1 protein-coding gene and 1 pseudogene are annotated in these 2,048 nt (G+C 70.8%); one reads left to right on the top strand and one right to left on the bottom strand.

The window, feature by feature from the left end:
* Positions 1-1,005: pseudogene (gene metX / locus I5I_RS13535) on the top strand (homoserine O-acetyltransferase MetX); the annotation flags it as partial.
* Between the two features lie 146 nt (positions 1,006-1,151).
* Here the strand turns inward: metX and I5I_RS16940 are convergent.
* Positions 1,152-2,048, bottom strand: an 897-nt coding sequence (locus tag I5I_RS16940; RefSeq protein WP_148285565.1) for a family 43 glycosylhydrolase, incomplete at its 5' end; no start/stop codon positions are given.

Genomic DNA, 2,048 nt, shown 5'->3' with positions numbered 1-2,048 from the left:
GACCTGGGGCAAGCTGTCGCCGGGCCGTGACAACGCGGTGCTCGTGCTGCATGCCCTCACGCGCGACAGTCACGTGCGCGGCGCCGCGGGACCCCGTCATCCCACCGCGGGCGGTGGGACGACATCGTGGGCCCGGGCGCCCCCATCGACACCGACCGCTGGTTCGTCGTCGCCCCGAACATGCTCGGTGGATGCCAGGGCTCGACGGGACCGTCGTCGATCGCCCCCGACGGGTACGAATGGGCGGGACGCTTTCCGTACCTGACCATCCGCGACCAGGTCGCCGCCCAGGTGCGCCTTGCGGATGCGCTCGGCATCGACGTGTGGGCCGCGGTCGTCGGCGGCTCGATGGGCGGCATGCACGCGCTCGAGTGGGGTGTGGGCCAGCCCGAGCGCGTCGCGCGGCTCGCCGTACTCTCCTCTCCGCCGACGACGACGGCCGACCAGATCGCGCTCAACGGCGTGCAGCTGGAAGCCATCCAGATCGATCCGCGCTTCGTCGACGGTGAGTACTACGACGCTCCCGACGGCGAGGGACCGCATCGCGGCCTCGCGCTCGCCCGCCGCATGGCCCTGCTGAACTACCGGAGCCCCACCGAACTCAACCAGCGCTTCCAGCGCTCGTGGCAGTCGGGAAAGAGCCCGCTCGGTCACGGGGGCCGCTTCGCCGTGGAGAGCTATCTCGACTTCCACGGCAACAAGTTCACGCGCCGCTTCGACGCGAACACCTACATCACGCTGGTCGAGGCAATGAACTCCCACGACGTGGGACGCGACCGTGGCGGGGTCGAGGATGCCCTCGCGCGTGTCACCGCGACGACGCTCGTGCTCGGCACCGATAGCGACCGCCTGTTCCCGATCGATGGACAGCACCGCATCGCGCGCGGCATCCGCTCGACGATCGACGACGGCGCGGTCGTGCTCTCCAGCGACTTCGGCCACGACGGCTTCCTCATCGAGACGGCCGCCGTCGGAGCGCACCTGCGCCGCTTGCTGCAGAGCTGATCCGGCCTCGGGCCGCCGCGGCGGTGGCTCACGAATCCCTGCCGTCCTGCGCCGGTCGGTCACCCGCCGTCGCGGTGTCCGCGGACCTGCGCACATGGAGATGCGGGTGGCGGCGCAGATCGCACCACCACCCGCATCTCGTCGGGTCAGGCCGACGTGCGGCCCCGAGCGGGACGCACGACCCGCAGGCCGACGCCTCCCATCAGCAGCAGCGCCGCGAAGAGGGCGAACGCCCACGGAGCCTGCGCACCGGTCACGGCCAGCTGTCCCGCGGGCAGCACCTGCAGCGGCACCTGCGCGATCAACACACCGGCACCGTCCCAGACGAACACCGTGTGCGCACCCACCGGCAGCGACGACGGCACCTGCACGTCGAACGCCACGCGGCCCGAGGCATCGGCCGTGGGGATGCCGCCGATCCGGATCGGATCGCTGTGCAACTCGGCCGTCACCTGCTCCCCCGGATGCAGGCCCGAGACCGTGATCCGCACCGAACCACCGCGCTCGACCGTCGAGGCCGACACCTCGACACGCGGCGACGGGGACGCAGACGGAGACGCGCTGGGCGACACCGTAGCGGACGGCGACGGGGATGCCGTCGGGCTTCCCGTCGGGCTCGGGGTCGGCGTCGGCGTCGGACCCGACGGAACGGCCTCCGGGGCGACGCTCGACAGCGTCGGCGTCACCGGCTGGAACGAGCCGTCGGGACCGATCGTCAGACGATCGATGGTCGTCTCGCGGTGGGTGCCGTCGCCACCGGGAATGGCGAAACGATGGTAGGCGATGTACCAGTCGTCGGTGCCCGGCACGTTGATGATCGAGCTGTGCCCCGTGCCGAGGATGCCGAGCGACGCGTTCTTCTGCAGGATCACGCCGCGATACTGCCATGGCCCGTCGATGCTCGTCGACGTCGCGTATCCCACCCGGTAGTCCGGTGACCCCGTGTCATCGATCGAGTACGTCAGGTGGTAGAGCCCGTCGCGGTAGTTCATGAAGATGCCCTCGCGGAAGTCCGACAGTCCGTCGATGCGACGGATCGGCCG

The sequence above is a fragment of the Microbacterium sp. B24 genome (assembly GCF_000333415.1).
GTDB lineage: Bacteria > Actinomycetota > Actinomycetes > Actinomycetales > Microbacteriaceae > Microbacterium.
This window is presented reverse-complemented; position numbering and strand designations above follow the sequence as displayed.